The sequence below is a fragment of the Streptomyces sp. NPDC046909 genome (assembly GCF_040644695.1).
Classification (GTDB): Bacteria; Actinomycetota; Actinomycetes; order Streptomycetales; family Streptomycetaceae; genus Streptomyces.
In genome coordinates this window covers 652,586-668,829 of sequence record NZ_JBEYXC010000001.1, presented here as the reverse complement: position 1 = coordinate 668,829, position 16,244 = coordinate 652,586, and the positions used below count along the sequence as shown (strand labels likewise).

The window sequence follows — 16,244 nt, the reverse complement described above, 5'->3', positions numbered from 1 at the left end:
GACACGACACGAGGGGAGCGGCGACCGTGCAACGGGACTTCCAGGAGCCTGCGAGATGCCGCCCTGACCTGGTCATCGGCCGGGAGGAGGTGTTCGGCCGGGCCCGTGAGCAGCTCGCCCGGGGTGGCAGCGTGCTCCTGCACGGCCCGGCCGGAATAGGAAAGTCGACCGTCCTGCGGGCATTGGCCGCGGAAAACGGCGGCGCGGCCCGCACCGTGCTGCGCTGCTCGGCGACCGAGTCCGAATCCCATCTCCCCTTCCTCGCCCTCGCCGACCTGCTCGGCCTGGTCCTCGACGAGGTCTCCGGCAAGCTGCCCGCGGCCCAGCGCACCGCCCTGGAGTCGGCGCTCACCGGCCGCGGCGAGTCCACCCTCCAGCGCGACGGCCTCGCCCTGCGCCTCGCCGTACTGTCCGCGCTGCGCGCCCTGGCCGCCGAGGGCCCGGTGCTGATCGTCGCCGACGACGTGCAGTGGCTGGACTCCGCCAGCTCCGAACTCCTCGGCTTCGCCGCCCGCCGCCTCGGCGACACCCCGGTGCGGATGCTGTGCGCGGTACGCACCGAGGGGCAGGAGTACGACCGTCACCTACGCGCGTCACCTCCCGACACCCTCGCCCTGCGCGTCAACCCGCTGACCCGCACCCAGGTCTCCGAACTGCTCGGCCACCGCGGCTACACGGGCCTGCCCCGCTCCACGGTCCGGGACATCCACCGCACCAGCGGCGGCAACCCGCTCTTCGCCCTGGAACTGGGCCGCGCCCTCGGCGAGAACCCCACCCCGCCCCGCCCGGGCGAGCCGCTGCCCGTGCCCACCTCGCTGCGCGCCCTCGTGCTGAACCGGCTGGAGATGCTCTCCGCCGAGGCCCGCCGCACCCTCCTCGTGGCGAGCGCCGGCGCCCGCCCCACCCTCGCCCTGCTGCGCTCGGCCGGCCGCGAGAACGCCGAGGCCGAGACCGCCCAGGCGGCGGCGCTGGGTCTGCTGGCGACCGAGCCGGAGGGTCCCGCCGTACGGTTCGCGCATCCGCTGATCTCGGCCGCGCTGTACGCGGAGGCGCCCGCGCACGAGCGGCGGGCCGCGCACGCCGCGCTGTCCAAGGCGGCCTCCGACCCGATCGAGCGGGCCCGGCATCTCGCCCTGGCCACCACCGGGGCCGACCCGGAGACCGCGAACAGCCTCGCCGAGGCCGCCGCCCAGGCCCGGGACCGCGGGGCGCCCTCGGTCGCCGCCTCCCTCGGGCTGCTCGCCGCCCGGCACACCCCGGCCGACGCCGACCCGGCCCCGGACGCGCGCCGGCTGGAGGCGGCCGAGGACGCGATCACCGCGGGCGAGCTCGACCTCGCCCGGGACATCGCGCACGACGTGCTGACCCGGGCGACCGTGCCCGCGGACCGGGTGCGGGCCTGGATGATCGTGATCGACACCGCGGGCCACGCCATGACGGAGGTCGACTCGGTCTTCCCGCAGGCCCTCGCGGACGCGGGCGACGACCCGCAGCTGCTCGCCCTGATCCACTACCAGCTGACCTGGCGGGCCGTCCTCGTGGACGGCGACTTCGACCAGGCCCGCGAGGAGGCCGCGCGCTCGGCGGCGCTCGCCGCACGCGCCGGGGACCGCTACAACGAGCTGATGGCGCTCGCCTTCCAGGCCCAGATCGAGACCCTCATGGGCCACCCGGACGCGCCCTCGACCATCAAGCGCGCCCTGAAGGAGCCCCAGGACCCGCGGGTGGCGTGCCATCACAACGGCGCCGGCTACTCCCGGTTCCGCTGGCTGATCATGAGCGACCAGCTCCCCGAGGCCCGGGCCACGGTCACCGCGCTGCTGCGCGAGGTGCGGCGCACCGGGGCCGTCGAGAGCGAGGTGCACTTCCTGCGCGGGGTGGCCGAGACCGAGCTGCGCTCCGGACACTGCGGGCGCGCCCTCGACCTCGCCCGGGAGAGCCTCCTGCTGGCCCGGGACACCGGCATCGGCGAGGTGGCCTCCGCGGTCCTCACCTCGCTCGGCGAGGCCTCCGGCGGCGATGTGGAACGGGCCCTCGAACTGGCCCGGGAAGCGGTGGCGCACGCCGAGGAGGACGGCGACCAGATGTACGTCTCCCGCGCCCTGGCCGCCCTGGGGTACGCCCAGTTGGTCGCCGGCGACGCCGAGGGAACGGTTCGCTCGCTGCGCCGGGTGCGCGAGCTGGAGCACGGGCTCGGCATCACCGACCCGGCGCGCGGCCGCTGGCAGGGCGACCTCGCCGAGGCCCTCGTCCGGATCGGCGAGGTGCGCGAGGCGCAGGACGTCATCGACGTGACCCGCGAGCAGGCGCTGCGCCTGGGCCGGGAGAGCGTGCTGGCCGTCCTGGACCGCGCGGAGGCCCTCGTACGGGCCCGGCGCGGCGAACACGAGGCCGCACTCGCCCAGTTGACCTCGGTCCAGGACCGGCTCGCCAAGCTCGGGCACGGCCTGGAGGAGGCCCGCACCGCGTTCGCCCTGGCCCAGCTGCGCACCCGCAGGCCGGGCCCGACGTCGTACGACGAGGCGGCCCGTCTCTTCCGGCGCTGCCGGGCCCTGCCGTGGCTGCGGCAGGTGGACGCGGCGAGCGCGAGCGCGACCGCGGCGCCCGAGCCGGAGCAGCCGGCCCCCGCGCCGGCGGCGGACGCCCTGGAGGGCCTGGCCTCGATGGAGCGTCAGGTCGCCGCGCTCGTCATGGAGGGCGCGACCAACCGGGAGATAGCCGCCCGCCTGTTCATCAGCGTCAAGACGGTCGAGGCGACCCTCACCCGGGTCTACCGCAAGCTGGGGATCCGCTCGCGGGTGGACATCGTCCGACTGGCGGCGGGGCGCCGTACGAAGTGAGGGACCGCGGGTTTTACTGACCCGGTTGCGTTTGCCGAGGGCTCACCGAGGGTTTTCCCTGTCCAACTCCCCTAGGGGGTTCCCTCATTGGGAAGGGGAACTTCCGAGTTCTAGGTTATGAACGTGCCGCTCGCCCGGGCATACGGGGGTCGGTCCCGCGACCCCCGTGCACCACCCCCCCACACCCGCGCGTCCCCCCACCGGCAACCCCCACTGAGGAGACTCATGTTCGGGCTCAACCGCGCCAAGAAGGCCGCCGCACTCGCCGCGGCCACCGCTGCCGCCGCCACGGCAGCCCTCGTCAGCGCCCCCACCGCTGTCGCCGCCCCGCAGCCCATCGTCGGCGGTTCCACGACCACGACGACCTCGTACCCCTTCATGATGCAGATCACGGACGCCTCGCAGAACCAGTTCTGCGGCGGCACCCTGGTCTCGTCCACCAAGGTCGTGACGGCGGCCCACTGTATGGTCGGCGAGACCACGAGCAGCGTGAGAGTCGTCGGCGGACGCACGTACCTGAACGGGACGAACGGCACGGTCAGCCGGGTCAGCAAGATCTGGATCAACCCGGACTACACGGACGCCACCAACGGTGACGACGTGGCCGTCCTGACCCTCTCGACGGCGATGTCGTACACCCCGGCGTCGTACGTCTCCTCGTCCCAGACCAGCGTGTACGCGGCCGGCACCACGGCCCGCATCCTCGGCTGGGGCACCACCTCGGAGAACGGCAGCTCCTCCAACCAGCTGCGGACCGCGACCGTCCCGATCGTGTCCGACTCCAGCTGCAAGAGCTCCTACGGCTCGTCCTTCATCGCGAGCGACATGGTTTGCGCCGGATACACATCCGGTGGCGTAGACACCTGCCAGGGCGACAGCGGCGGTCCCCTGCTCATCGGGGGCGTCCTGGCAGGGATCACTTCTTGGGGAGAGGGCTGCGCGGAGGCCGGTTACCCGGGTGTCTACACCCGGCTGACCACCTTCTCCAGCCTGGTGACCACACAGGTCAACTCATAACCCAGAAGATCTCCTGAGCACCCCTCAGGTGACATACCAGGGGGCGTTGCGGGCCTCCACGAGCGGCCCGCAACGCCCCCTCTCCATGTCCTGAGCACGCCTTCACGGTCGTACGACGGTCCCGAACCGGATGTCGTACGAGGACCCGGGGTGCATGACGGCGAGCGTGCGCGCGGCTTCCTCGGCGACCTCGTCCCGCTCGGCCTTCGTGAGCCTGCCGAAGGGCTCGATGACGAGGGCGTCCTCCTCCAGCCTCCAGACCCCGGCGAGGAAGCCGTCGACGAGGAAGGTGCTGTGGACCATGTTCCCGACCCAGCTGCGGCCCCGGTACTCCGGCGGGATCACCCGGGTGCGGTCGGCGTGGGAGAGGAGGAGGTTGTCGAACTCGGGGAGGAAGCGGGGCGCGGCCGGGGTGTCGGCGGCGGGGCGGGGCGCGTCGGGGAGGTCGAAGAGTTCGACGCCGTGCTCGTCGCGGAAGGTGAGCAGCTGGGGGCGGAGGCGTTCGAAGGCCTCCTTCAGCCGGGTCAGGCCCACCCATGTCTGCATGTCCTTCACCGAGGCGGGCCCGAAGGCGGCGAGATAGCGGAGTACGGTCGCGTCCGGTGCCGGGGTCGGCTCGGCGGGGCGGCCCAGCCAGTGCTCGGCGGTGGTGAGGGCGACCTGGCCGCTGCGTCCCCACAGTCCCCGCGGGGTGACCTGGACGAGCGGGAGACGGCAGCGGGCGGCGATGCCGAGGGACTGCGGGTCGGCGTCCGGCCACTCGATGAGGAGTTCCTCGCGCAGCTGCTTCATGGTGCGCGGCTCGGCCTCGACGAGGTCACGGGCGAGGGCGGCGAGACGGTCGAGGTCGACGCCTTCAAGTCCCTTGCGGAACTGGGTGAGTTCGCGTTCCCGGGCGGGCTGTACCAGGGGGCGCAGGGTGAGGGCGTCATCGGCGGTGTGGGTGTGGATGGTCGAGCGCATGCTGACGATGCGGACGACCTCGCGGTCGGCCATCAGACCGGACAGTTCCTCGGGGCGGAAGCCGTCGAGGCGGGCGGCGAGGGCGTAGTACGGGGGTTTGACGTTCTGCGCCTGGAGGCCGAGGAGGTGCTCGACGGCGGCCTTCGCGGGGAGGGCCGCGCGGCGCAGGAGGAGCTGCCGGTCGAGGGTCGCGCGGTTGAGGGCGCGGGTGTCGAGCACGGGGGCCGTCGTCGTCTTCGTCATGGGAAGCACGCTACTGAGGCTTGCGGACACCTTCTGTCCTCGACTCTCACCGTTTCCCGCCCCGCGCGGACACGCGGGCGCCGTTTGCCCCGTATATCCTGCCCGTGATCACGCAGCCGTGGGCTCGATCCGGGAGGCAGCCGCGATGTCCGAGCGACGCGCCCGTCCGTCCTCGAAGAACCGGGGCAGGTCCGCCTGGCGCCGTGCCCTGACCCCGCCGGCTCCCCCACCGCCGGAGCAGCGGCCCGCGCGGCCGGCCGAGGCGGAGGAGTCGGAACCGGCGTCGATCGTCCAGGCGGCGCTGTACCGCGACGGCGTCCGCGTCTCCTCCCCCACGACCCTCGCCGAGACCTTCCGCGAACTGCGCGACCAGCCGGCCGGCATGGCCTGGATCGGCCTGGCCCGCCCGACCGAGGCCGAACTCCTCTCCCTGGCCGCCGAGTTCGACCTCCATCCGCTCTCGGTCGAGGACGCGATGGAGGCCCATCAGCGGCCGAAACTGGAGCGCTACGGCGACACGCTCTTCGTCGTCCTGCGCGCGGCCCGCTACCTGGACGCGCCGGAGGAGGTCGACTTCGGCGAGCTGCACGTCTTCGTCGGCCCCGACTTCGTCATCACGGTCCGCCATGGCGCGGCCCCCGACCTCTCGGCGGTGCGCCACCGCATGGAGGAGTCGCCGGAACTCCTGAGACTGGGCCCGGAGGCGGTCCTGTACGCCATCCTCGACGCGGTCGTCGACGGCTACGTCCCGGTCGTGGCCGGTGTCCAGAACGACATCGACGAGATCGAGACGGAGGTCTTCCGCGGTGACCCGGAGGTCTCCCGCCGCATCTACGAACTCTCCCGCGAAATGGTCGAGTTCCAGCGCGCCACCCGCCCCCTGGTCGGCATGCTGCACGGCCTGATGGCGGGCTTCTCGAAGTACGGCACCGACGACGAACTCCAGCGCTACCTACGGGACGTCGCCGACCATGTCACCCACACCAGCGAACGCGTCGACGGCTTCCGCCAGGCCCTCACCGAGATCCTCACGGTCAACGCCACCCTCGTCACCCAGCAACAGAACGCGGAGATGCGGGCGTTGGCGGAAGCCGGCTTCGAACAGAACGAGGAGATCAAACGCATCTCCTCCTGGGCGGCCATCCTCTTCGCCCCCACCCTCGTCGGCACCATCTACGGCATGAACTTCGAGAACATGCCGGAGCTCGGCTGGCACTTCGGATACCCCTTCGCCATCGGCCTGATGGGGATCATCTGCGTCAGCCTGTACGTCATCTTCAAGCGACGGGACTGGCTCTAGGAAGCCGGCTCCGAGGAGCCGGCCTCCGCGGCTCAGAGTGACGTCATGACGTGCTTGATGCGGGTGTAGTCCTCGAAGCCGTACGCGGAGAGGTCCTTGCCGTAGCCGGACTGTTTGAAGCCGCCGTGGGGCATTTCGGCGACGAGGGCCATGTGGGTGTTGATCCAGACGCAGCCGAAGTCGAGGGACTTGGACATGCGCATCGCCCGGGCGTGGTCCTTGGTCCAGACCGAGGAGGCGAGGGCGTAGTCGACGCCGATGGCGTATGCCACCGCCTGGGCCTCGTCCTTGAAGGACTGGACGGTCATGACGGGGCCGAAGACCTCGTTCTGGATGATCTCGTCGTCCTGGTGGAGGCCGGAGACGACGGTGGGGGCGTAGAAGTAGCCCTTGTCGCCCACGCGGTGGCCGCCCGCCTCGACCGTCGCGTGCTCGGGGAGGCGGTCGATGAAGCCGCTGACCTGGGCGAGCTGGTTGGCGTTGTTCAGGGGGCCGTACAGGACGTCCTCGTCATCCGGCTGCCCTGTCTTCGTGTCCGCCGCCGCCTTCGCCAGCGCCGCCACGAACTCGTCGTGGACCGACTCGTGGACCAGGACGCGGGTCGCGGCCGTGCAGTCCTGACCCGCGTTGAAGAAGCCGCCGACGATCAGGTCCTCGACGGCCTTCGTCAGGTCGGCGTCCTCGAAGACCACCGCCGGGGCCTTGCCGCCGAGTTCCAGGTGGACCCGCTTGACGTCCTTGGCCGCGCTCTGGGCGACCTGGATACCGGCGCGCACCGAGCCGGTGATGGAGGCCATCGCGGGAGTGGGGTGCTCGACCATCAGACGGCCGGTCTCGCGGTCGCCGCACACCACGTTGAACACGCCCCGTGGGAGGCCGAGTTCGGCCAGGACGCCGCCGATGATCTCGGCGATCAGGACCGTGGAAGCGGGGGTGGTGTCCGAGGGCTTCAGGACCACCGCGTTGCCCGCCGCGAGTGCCGGGGCGAACTTCCAGACCGCCATGAGCAACGGGTAGTTCCACGGTGCCACCTGGGCGCACACCCCGACCGGCTCACGGCGGATGATCGACGTCATCCCCTCCATGTACTCGCCCGCGCTCCGCCCCTCCAGCATCCGCGCCGCGCCCGCGAAGAAGCGGATCTGGTCGATGGCGGGGGCGAGTTCCTCACTGCGGGTGAGGTGGAGCGGCTTGCCGGTGTCGCGGCTCTCCGCGGCGACGAGTTCGTCGGCCCGTGCCTCCATCGCGTCGGCGATCTTCAGCAGGGCGCGCTGCCGTACGGACGGGGTGGTGTCCCGCCAGACGGGGAACGCCGCCGCCGCTGCCGCCATCGCCGCGTCGACGTCCGCCGCGCCGGAGAGCGGGGAGGTCGCGTAGACGTCACCGGTGGTGGGGTCGACGACGTCGAGCGTGCGGCCGTCCGAGGCGTCCGCGAAGGCACCGTCGATGTAGTTGCGGAACGTGGTGCTCATGGAACGTCTCCTGGTCAGGCGGCGGTGCGGGCGGACAGGTGCTCGTGTACGGCGACCCAGCGGCCGTCTCCGGCACCGCCCTCGGCACCGTTCTCGGCGCGGGTGAAGACGATCGTCTCCCGCTCCTGGACCGTCTCCTCGCCGGAGTCGGTGGAGATGCGGGTCTCCACGTCATGGCTGAAGACGGCGGTGTCGCCGAGATCCTGGATCAGCTGGGCCGAGGACGTGCAGGCGAGGATGCGGAAGCCGTCCTCCGCGACCCACTTCTCCCACAGCGCGCGGTACTCGGCCGTCGAGCCGAGCCGCTGCGGGGTGGTGTGGAAGACGAAGGTCGCGTCCGGGGCGAAGGCACCGAAGTAGTCGTCGAGGCGACCCTCGGCGAAGGCGGCGACGAGCGCGTCGGCGGCGGCGCGGACTTCCTGGACGGTGGTGGTGGTGCTCATGCTCAGCTCCTGGAAGCGAGGGTGAGGGCGGGTTCCTCGGGGGCACCGGTGATCGGCGGCACCGGCGCGTCCGACGCCCGGACGAAGCGGGGGCCGGCCGGCCCGTACACCTCGCGCGGCTCGGGGAACACGGTGAGCAGCGCCAGGTAGAGGACGACCGCGAGGCCGAGGCCGACCGGCAGCGAGATGTCCGTGCCGCCCGCGAGGTCGCCGAGCGGGCCGACGAACTGGCCGGGCAGGTTGGTGAAGAGGAGGGCGACGACGGCGGAGACCAGCCAGGTGGACATGCCGCGCCAGTTCCAGCCGTGCGTGAACCAGTAACGCCCGCCGCGCTGACGGCGGTTGAAGACCTGGAGCGCCTCCGCGTCGTACCAGCCGCGCCGGGTGACGTAGCCGAGGGTCATGACGATCATCCACGGGGCCGTGCAGGTGATGATCAGCGTGGCGAAGGTGGAGATGGACTGCGCGAGGTTGAGCGCGAACCGGCCGACGAAGATGAACGCGATCGACAGGGCGCCGATGAAGAAGGTGGCCTGGACGCGGCTGAAGCGGGTGAAGACGCTGGAGAAGTCGAGACCCGTGCCGTACAGGGACGTCGTACCGGTGGAGAGGCCGCCGATCAGGGCGATCAGGCAGAGCGGCAGGAAGTACCAGCCGGGCGAGATCGCGAGCAGTCCGCCGACGTAGTTGGGGGCGGCCGGGTCGACGTACGGGGCGGCCTTCTCGGCGATGATCGACGCGGTGCCCAGGCCGAAGAGGAACGGCAGCAGGGTGGCGATCTGGGCGAGGAACGCGGCGCCCATCACGCGGCGGCGCGGGGCCCCGGCCGGGATGTAGCGGGACCAGTCGCCGAGGAACGCGCCGAAGGAGACCGGGTTGGAGAGCACGATCAGCGCGGCGCCGATGAAGGACGGCCAGAACAGCGGGTCGGCGGTGGACGTGAAGGCGCCCGCGTACGACGGGTCGAAGTCGCCGGCGAAGGCGAAGGCGCCGAGGACGAAGAGGGCCGAGGCCGCCAGTACCGCGATCTTGTTGACCAGCAGCATGAACTTGAAGCCGTAGATGCAGACGGCGAGGACGAGCACGGCGAAGATCGCGTACGCGATGCCGTAGGTGACGTCGGTCTCGGGGACGTCGGCGAGCCGGTGCGCGCCGCCGACGAGGGCGTCGCCCGAGGACCACACCGAGATCGAGAAGAACGCGATGGCGGTGAGGAGGGAGAGGAAGGAGCCGACGACCCGGCCGTGCACGCCCAGGTGCGCGGAGGAGGAGACGGCGTTGTTCGTGCCGTTCGTCGGGCCGAACAGGGCCATCGGGGCGAGCAGCAGCGCGCCCGCGACCAGGCCGAGGACGGTCGCCGCGAGGCCCTGCCAGAAGGACAGGCCGAAGAGGATCGGGAAGGCGCCGAGGACGCAGGTCGCGAAGGTGTTGGCGCCGCCGAAGGCGAGCCGGAACAGATCGATCGGGCGGGCCGTGCGGTCCTCGTCCGGGATCCGCTCGACACCGTAGGTCTCGATTTCGGTGATCGAGTTCGTCACGGGCCCTCCAACCTTCCATTCATGCAAAGCCCTGCACAGTCATGCAGGGGGACGGTTCCACAGTCTGTGGCCCCGGCCTGACCAGCGACAATTGTGTCCACCACGGAGATGTACGCTGGATTATGTGGCCGACCACAAGCTCACCGTCGGGGACCTGCTCTCCTTCCCCGCCCTCCAGCTCACCGTGAAGGCGGGCCACGCCGGTCTGGGCCGCTCGGTGTCCTGGGCGCACGCCAGTGAGCTCGCCGATCCGACGCCCTGGCTGCTGGGCGCCGAGGTGATCATGACGGCCGGTCTGGCAGTCCCCCGTGACGCGGCCGGACAGCGCGCCTATCTGGAGCGCCTCGACGACGCCGGGGTCTCCGCGCTGGCGCTCTCCGCGCAGCTGCACATGCCCCCGCTGCACGAGGCGTTCTTCGAGGCGGCGGAGGAACGGGGCTTCCCCGTCCTGGAGGTCCCGCTCGCCGTCCCCTTCATCGCCGTCGCCCAGGAGATCGCGGCCGCGGAACAGGAGGACACCCGGCACCGGCTGGGCGCCCAGCTCCAGGTGTTCGGCGCGCTGCGCTGGCTGGTCGCGGAGGATCTGGACACTCCGACGCTGTTGCGCCGCCTCGAAGACCTCTCCGGTTACGACGTCTACCTCTGCACCCCGCAGGGCCGCCCCCTCCTGCCCGGGGTACGCGTCCCGGACCCCGCCGTCCTGCCCGCGTCCGTCGACGCGCCGCCGACGATCCCCGGCGGCTTCGTCCTGCCGGTGCCCGCGCCCGGCGGCCCGGCGGGCTTCCTGGTCGCGTACGAGCGACAGGGCGCCCAGCCCGCGGGGCTCGCCGTCGCCCAGCACATCGCCACGGTGGCGGCGCTGCGGCTCGCGATGGTCCGCAACGAGCGGGAGACACTGCGCCGCGAGGGCGCGGAGACGCTGGCCGAGCTGTTGCAGGAGGTGCTCGACCCGGAGGCGGCGCGGCGCCGGCTCGCCCGGCACGCGATCGAGGGCGACACCGTGCTCCTGGTGGTCCGCCACACCACCGACGAGGCGCTGGTGTGCTGTCTGGAGGACCATCCCCATCTGCTGCTCGCCCGGGGCGAGGACCACTACGTCCTGGGCTCGCCGGAGCTGGCGGCGGCCGTCGGTGAGCTGTCGGGCGTGGCGGCCGGGATGAGCAGGCCGTTCCTGCCGGGGGACGCGCTGCGGGTCGCCCAGCGGGAGGCGTTGTGGGCGGTGTCCAAGGCGGTGGAGTCGGGCCGCCCGGTCGTGCGGTACGGCGACGACTCGACGGGCCGGTGGCTGCCGGACGACCCCGCCGTCCTGACCGCGCTGGTCGAGCACGTCCTCGGCGATGTCCTGCGCTACGACGCGTCCCACGACTCGCAGCTGCTGGTCTCCGCCCGCACCTGGATGGAGCGCGACCGCCGGACCGAGACAGCGGCGGCCGCGCTCCACATCCACCCGAACACCCTCGCCTACCGACTGCGCCGCTTCGGCACGCTCGCCGACCGCGACCTGACCTCGACCGGGGCGCTGGCCGAGGTGTGGCTGGCGATCCAGGCGGCGGGGGCGCTGGGCCTGACCGACTGAGGGCCGCTCACTCACCTTGCATGTGCGTCCACTCTGTCGGCCCGTGCGCCAGGGTGCGGTGCTGCTCTCCGGAGCGGGCGGGGCGGTGCCGTCAGTACGGCGAGGCAGGCGACGACGAGGGCCACGCCGGTCCAGCCGAGTGCGGGCAGGCGTTCGCCGACCACGAGGACGGCGAGGACGGCGGCGACGGCGGGTTCCAGGAGGGAGAGGGTGGTCGCGGTGCTCGCGGGGACGTGGGCCAGGCCCCAGCCGAACAGGACGTACCCGAGGAACATCGGCACGAGGGCCATGTAGGCGCCGACGGCCGCGTTGGACCAGGAGTCGAGGAGCGGGGCGCCGGTGGCGATCAGGACGGGGAGGAGGAGCAGGCCGCCCAGACCGAAGACCGTGCCCATGGCCGCGCCGGAGGTGATGCCGCCGCTGATCAGGCGGTGGGCCGCCCAGGAGTACAGCGCGTAGGTGACGCCGGCCACCAGGCCGAGGGCGATGCCCAGGACGGTTGTGCTCGGGGAGTCCGTTCCGGTGCCGGAGTCCGTCTTCGCGAGGCACAGCAGCAGGGTTCCGGTCAGGCCGAGGGCGGCGCCGGTCGTCCAGCGGCGGGTGAGGCGGCGGCCGTCGACCACGCGCTCGATCAGGGCCGAGGCGAGCGGGGCCGAGCCGATCGACACGACGGTTCCGGCGGCGACCCCGGCCAGGTGCATGGAGCTGTAGAACGCCAGGGGGTAGGCGCCCACCGAGAGCGCTCCGAGGACGACGACCCCGCGCCGCGCGCGCAGCGCGGACGCCTCCCGGCGGATCCGGGGTGCGGCCAGCAGCGCCTGGAGCAGTCCGCCGAGGCCCATGGCGGCGGCGCCGATCGCGAGCGGGCCGACGCCGGGGGCGAAGGTCGCTGCGGTGCCGGTGGTGCCCCATAGGAACGAGGCGAGCAGGACGCAGAGCGAGCCGGCCGCGGCTCCGGCCGGGCGTGCCACAAGTGGCCTGGGCGAAAGCGGCCTGCTCACAGGCGGTCCAGCAGGGTCGTCGCCATGGTCCGCGCATGCTCCAGACGCGTCCCCGCGCCCTCCAGCCCCGCACGCGCCATCGCGCCCTCCAGGAGGAAGGACAGATGCTCGGCCAGCGCTCGGACCTCCTCGGGCCGGTCGGGCAGGAGTTCCGTGAGGTGTACGGCGAGCAGGGCCTCGACCTCCTCCTTGTGCCGGCGCACCACGTCCCGCCCCTCGTGCCCGGCGGGCAGTTCGGCGGCCGCGTTGAGCAGTCCGCAGCCCCGGAAGCCGTGCTCGTAGGCGAAGGCGGCGTGATCGGCGTACGCGTCGAAGACGGCGAGGACACCGCCGCGCCCGTCCCGGACCTCTTCGAGCCGCTTCCGGTACAGGCCCAGCCACTCCTCGTGCCGCGCGTCGAGGTAGGCCATCACCAGGTCGGCCTTGGAGGAGAAGTTGTTGTAGAGGCTCATCTTCGCGACGCCCGCCTCGGCGGTGATCGTGTCGATCCCGGTCGCCGACACACCGTCCGCGTAGAAGCGGCGCGCGGCGGCGTCGAGCAGCCGGGTCCGGGCGCTGCCCTGCCGCTTGCGGGGCCGCGCCGCCGGGGTGGGAGTCTCACTCATGGAGTCATCTTTTCTGATACTAGGTAGACCTGTCTACCTAGTCTTTGGATGCGCGACGGACGGAGTGTCATGAAGACCATCAGCCTCGGCGAGCGCGAGGTACGCGCGGCGGTGTCGATGCGGGAGGCGGTCGATGCCGTGCGCCGCGGGTTTCTCGGGCTGGCGGGCGGGGAGTTCGAGATGCCGACGCGGACCGTGCTGCGGGACGGCGGGTTCCTGGTGATGTCGGCGCAGCACCGGCCGACGGGGTCCGCGATGGTCAAGACGCTGAGCCTGAACTTCGACCGGGTGCCCGCCATCGCCGGGACCGTGGTGTGGAGCACCCTGGACCGGCCGGACCATCTGATCGCCGACGCCGGTGCGGTGACCGCCCTGCGCACGGGCGCGGCCGTCGGGGTCGCCACCGATCTCCTCGCCGCGCCGGACGCCGGCCGGCTCACCCTGATCGGGGCGGGCGGGCAGGCCGCCGACCAGGTTCGCGCGGTCCACGCCGTCCGTCCCCTCCGCGCTCTGACGATCGTCGGCGGCGACCGCGCCCGGGCCCTGGCCGACACCCTGCGCACCGAGCTGGACGGCACCGAGATCCGCACCGCCACCGACCCGGCCGCCGCGGTCGGCGACGCCGACATCGTGTGCTGCGCCACGCCCGCGACCAGCCCGCTCTTCCCGGCGTCCGCGCTCCCCGCCCAGGTGCACGTCAACGCCATCGGCGCGTTCCGCCCGACCATGCGGGAACTGCCGGACGAGCTGCTGGCCGACAGCACCGTCGTCATCGACGAACTCGCCGCCGTCCTGGAGGAGTCCGGCGAGATCCTCCACGCCCTGCGCTCCGGTGCCCTCACCCGGGACGACCTCACCGAACTGGGCACCGCGCTGACCGCCGTCCCGGCGCCGCCCGGCAAGCGCACGGTGTTCAAGAGCGTGGGCATCGCCATGCAGGACTGGGCGATCGCCCGGCTCCTGGCCGACAAGTACCTCCCCTGACCGGAGAAGCCTGAGAAAACCGGAGAATCAGCGGCATGAGCACTTCCAGAACCGTGGCCGTCCTCTCCCTCGGCGGCACCATCGCCATGACCGCCGACCCGGTGACCGGCGGGGTCGTCCCGGCGCTCTCCGCCGGGGAACTGCTGGCCTCCGTGCCCCAACTGGACGGCATGGGCGTCGAGTTGCGGGTGCGTGACGTCCGGCGGATGCCCGGGGCCTCGCTCGGCTTCAACGACCTCGTGGCGCTCCACGCGGAGATCGAGTCGGCCCTGGCGGGCGGTGACGTCGACGGGGTGGTGATCACGCAGGGGACGGACTCGATCGAGGAGACGGCGTTCCTCCTCGACCTGTGGCACGGTCACGAGCAGCCGGTCGTCGTCACCGGCGCGATGCGCAACCCCACCATGGCCGGCCCCGACGGACCCGCCAACCTGTACGCGGCCGTACTCGCCGCGTCCGACCCCCGGTCGCGGAGTGCCGGGGTGCTGGTCGTCCTCAACGACGAGATCCACGCGGCCCGCCATGTCCGCAAGTCCCACACCACGAGCACCGCCGCCTTCACCTCCCCCGGCACGGGCCCGCTCGGCGGGATCACCGAGGGGGAGGTACGGCTGACCGCCCAACCGCCGCGCCGGAGCGGCCCGTTGACAGGTCCGAGAGTCCGTGACGCGCGGGTCGGTCTGTACACGGTGAGCCTCGGTGACGACGGGGAGCTCCTCTCCGCGTGGGAGGGACGGTGCGACGGGCTCGTCGTCGCCGCGTTCGGGGTCGGCCACGTCCCCGAGCGGCTGGTCGCGCACCTCGAACGGTTCGCCGCCCGCGTGCCCGTGGTGCTGGCCTCGCGTATCGACAACGGCCCTGTCCTGACCCGCACTTACGGATATCCGGGCTCCGAGAAGGACCTGATCGGCCGCGGCCTGATCCCCGCCGGCCCGCTCGGTCCGTACCGGGCCCGGCTCCTGCTCCACGAACTCCTCGTCCGGGGCGCGGAACGCGAGGCGGTGGCGGAGGCGTTCACCGCATTCGCCGTCCAGCGGTCCGCGCTCACCAGCTGAGGGAGCCCAGTTGACGCAAGCATGTACGGTCGAGGGATGTTGCGCATCCTGGTCATCGGCGGCGGAATAGGCGGTACGGCGGCGGCGCTCGCCCTGCGCAAGGCGGGCTTCGACGTCGTCGTGCACGAGGCGCATCCCGACTCGGCCGAGGATCTGGGCGCGTTCCTCACCCTGGCGAGCAACGGCATGCGGGCGCTTGCGCAGATCGACGCCACCGACGCGGTCACCGCGATCGGCTTCCCGCTGCGGTCCCTGCGGCTGCTCGACGCGACCGGCACCGAGGTGGCGTCCGGGCCCCTCGGCGAGGCAGACGACCCGTCCCTCCGCTTCCGCTGTCTGCGTCGCGGCGACCTCAACTCCGCGCTCCAGAAGGAGGCTTCACGCCGGGGAATCGAGGTCCGGCACGGCGCACGGCTCGTCTCCGTCGAGGAGGGCCCCGACGCCGTCACCGCCCGCTTCGCCGACGGCGGCCACGCGACCGGCGACCTCCTCATCGGCGCCGACGGCCTCAACTCCACCGTCCGCCGGACGATCGCGCCCGGCATCGCACCCGTCTACGCGGCGCAACGCGTCTTCTACGGCTACACCCGCGACGCGCGCCCGCCCGGCGAGCCCGAGCAGATCACCATGGTGCGGGGCAGCCGGGCCGCCTTCGGGTACACGGTGTCGCCCGACGGGGAGACGTACTGGTTCGCTCGGGTGGCCGACGAGCCCCTGTCCGCCGAGGAGTTGGAGCGCGGCGCCGCCCTGCGCGAGCCACTGGTGTCACTGCTGCGCGAGGACACCGGCCCCGCCGCGGACATCGTCGCGGCCACCTCCGACGACGTACTGGTCACCAACGCCACCGAGATACCCACCGGCACCCCCTGGCGCTCCGCCCGGACCCTGCTGATCGGCGACGCGGCCCACGCCGCCTCCCCCGCGACCGGGCAAGGTGCCTCGATGGCACTGGAGGACGCGGTCGTCCTCGCCAAGTCCCTGCGGGACACGCCCGATACGGCGACCGGGCTGTCACTGTACGAGGCACTGCGCCGCCCGCGCGTGGAGCACAACATCGCGGTCAGCGGGAGCATCTCCCGTGGCAACGGGGGCGGTGGCAGCAGCGGGGGTGTCCCCCGGCCACGGGAGGAAGACCTGGGCCGCCTGCTGGACTGGAACACCGCGGTCGTCGCCTGACCACGCCGACAACCGCCCCCAACTCCCGCTC

The 16,244-nt window shown here is 72.4% G+C and carries 13 protein-coding genes; 7 read left to right on the top strand and 6 right to left on the bottom strand.

All coding sequences use genetic code 11. From position 1 onward, the window contains the following. Positions 1–26: 26 nt before the first annotated feature. Complete coding sequence (locus ABZ928_RS02720; RefSeq protein ID WP_361514641.1) at positions 27–2,840, top strand: AAA family ATPase; 2,814 nt, start codon at positions 27–29, stop codon at positions 2,838–2,840. Between the two features lie 225 nt (positions 2,841–3,065). Continuing rightward, on the top strand, positions 3,066–3,857 hold the full coding sequence (locus ABZ928_RS02715) for a serine protease (protein WP_361514640.1): 792 nt from the start codon (positions 3,066–3,068) through the stop codon (positions 3,855–3,857). 102 nt (positions 3,858–3,959) lie between these two features. Here ABZ928_RS02715 and ABZ928_RS02710 read toward each other — a convergent pair whose 3' ends face one another. Then, entirely contained in the window at positions 3,960–5,063 is a 1,104-nt protein-coding gene (locus ABZ928_RS02710; RefSeq protein WP_361514639.1) for a winged helix DNA-binding domain-containing protein, read from the bottom strand. Between the two features lie 145 nt (positions 5,064–5,208). Here ABZ928_RS02710 and ABZ928_RS02705 point away from each other — a divergent pair, with 145 nt between their 5' ends. Next, positions 5,209–6,363: a magnesium and cobalt transport protein CorA gene (locus ABZ928_RS02705; RefSeq protein WP_361514638.1), complete on the top strand. Its 1,155-nt coding sequence runs from the start codon at positions 5,209–5,211 to the stop codon at positions 6,361–6,363. Positions 6,364–6,395: 32 nt separating this feature from the next. Here the strand turns inward: ABZ928_RS02705 and ABZ928_RS02700 are convergent, their stop codons facing one another. From ABZ928_RS02700 to ABZ928_RS02690, 3 genes are read right to left on the bottom strand one after another with little or no spacing between them, the layout of a single operon-like run. Further along, positions 6,396–7,835 carry a gamma-aminobutyraldehyde dehydrogenase gene (locus tag ABZ928_RS02700; RefSeq protein ID WP_361514637.1) on the bottom strand — a complete coding sequence of 480 codons (1,440 nt, stop codon included), beginning with the start codon at positions 7,833–7,835 and terminating at the stop codon, positions 6,396–6,398. Between the two features lie 14 nt (positions 7,836–7,849). After that, a complete protein-coding gene (locus tag ABZ928_RS02695; RefSeq protein ID WP_361514636.1) occupies positions 7,850–8,278 on the bottom strand; it encodes a nuclear transport factor 2 family protein in 429 nt (142 codons plus the stop codon). Between the two features lie 2 nt (positions 8,279–8,280). Continuing rightward, positions 8,281–9,816 (bottom strand): cytosine permease, encoded by a 1,536-nt coding sequence (locus ABZ928_RS02690; RefSeq protein ID WP_361514635.1) that lies wholly within the window; start codon positions 9,814–9,816, stop codon positions 8,281–8,283. 124 nt (positions 9,817–9,940) lie between these two features. Here ABZ928_RS02690 and ABZ928_RS02685 point away from each other — a divergent pair, with 124 nt between their 5' ends. Then, positions 9,941–11,392, top strand: coding sequence for a PucR family transcriptional regulator ligand-binding domain-containing protein (locus tag ABZ928_RS02685; protein WP_361514634.1), 1,452 nt, complete (start codon positions 9,941–9,943; stop codon positions 11,390–11,392). An 11-nt stretch (positions 11,393–11,403) separates the two neighbouring features. Here the strand turns inward: ABZ928_RS02685 and ABZ928_RS02680 are convergent, their stop codons facing one another. Then, the gene (locus tag ABZ928_RS02680) at positions 11,404–12,363 is read right to left on the bottom strand and encodes a DMT family transporter (RefSeq protein WP_361514633.1); all 960 of its coding nucleotides are present in this window, start codon (positions 12,361–12,363) and stop codon (positions 11,404–11,406) included. A 26-nt stretch (positions 12,364–12,389) separates the two neighbouring features. Continuing rightward, a complete protein-coding gene (locus ABZ928_RS02675; RefSeq protein ID WP_361514632.1) occupies positions 12,390–12,998 on the bottom strand; it encodes a TetR/AcrR family transcriptional regulator in 609 nt (202 codons plus the stop codon). 69 nt (positions 12,999–13,067) lie between these two features. On the opposite strand from ABZ928_RS02675, the gene ABZ928_RS02670 reads away from it, so the two are divergent. Genes ABZ928_RS02670 through ABZ928_RS02660 form a run of 3 tightly spaced genes read left to right on the top strand, consistent with a single transcriptional unit; the run spans position 13,068 to position 16,213 of the window. Further along, positions 13,068–13,982 (top strand): ornithine cyclodeaminase family protein, encoded by a 915-nt coding sequence (locus ABZ928_RS02670; protein ID WP_361514631.1) that lies wholly within the window; start codon positions 13,068–13,070, stop codon positions 13,980–13,982. A 35-nt stretch (positions 13,983–14,017) separates the two neighbouring features. Then, positions 14,018–15,037 carry an asparaginase gene (locus tag ABZ928_RS02665; RefSeq protein WP_361514630.1) on the top strand — a complete coding sequence of 340 codons (1,020 nt, stop codon included), beginning with the start codon at positions 14,018–14,020 and terminating at the stop codon, positions 15,035–15,037. Between the two features lie 36 nt (positions 15,038–15,073). Beyond that, a complete protein-coding gene (locus ABZ928_RS02660) occupies positions 15,074–16,213 on the top strand; it encodes an FAD-dependent monooxygenase (RefSeq protein WP_361514629.1) in 1,140 nt (379 codons plus the stop codon). The last annotated feature ends 31 nt before the right edge of the window (positions 16,214–16,244 follow it).